General features: G+C 48.0%; 1 protein-coding gene. It reads left to right on the forward strand.

Annotated elements, in window-relative coordinates; genetic code table 11:
- Window positions 1–713 (forward strand): SulP family inorganic anion transporter (locus ACWHAR_RS27045; protein ID WP_452088429.1); only part of this gene is annotated, 713 nt, incomplete at both ends.

The raw sequence follows: 713 nt of genomic DNA on the forward strand, positions 1-713 counted from the left end.
CGAATATGGCAGCGCCCCTGTTTGGCGGAATCCCGGCTACAGGAGCGATTGCGAGAACGGCGACCAATATAAAAAACGGAGCGGTTTCCCCAGTTTCCGGCGTCGTTCACGGCGTAGTCGTTCTCCTTGTCCTGCTTGTATTTGCGCCTTACGCGTCCCATGTGAGGCTCGCCAGTATGGCACCGATTCTCATGGTGGTCGCATGGAATATGAGTGAGCGCAAGGAAGTCGCAAATATGCTGAGACTGAAAAATGCTGATTCCTTTATTTTGGCGGCGACCTTCGCCCTTACGGTTCTTTTTGACTTAATCATCGGTGTGGCAACCGGATTGCTGCTTGCATTCGTGTTCTTTATCAGAAGAATGAGCGAAGCGACCCGCATCCACAATCAGGAATCGCATCCTGTTCTGGCGAAGAGAGAAGATCCATCTGTCAGCATGTATGCCATAGAAGGGCCGCTGTTTTTCGGATCAATTGATTCTCTTGAATCGTCATTGCTGGAGCATGTACAGAAAAAACCGAAAACCCTTATTCTGCTCATGAATAAGGTGCACTATATGGATACGTCAGCTGAAGCGGTGCTTGGGAACATTATGAATCGAATTAAACGTCACAATGGAAAGCTGATGATTGTAGGATTGCAATCGCAGCCGAAGGAGCTGCTGCATAAAACAGGCCTTTTTCACAAAATAGGAAAGCAGCATTTCTTTGAT

The sequence above is a fragment of the Bacillus sp. LR--39 genome (assembly GCF_053613335.1).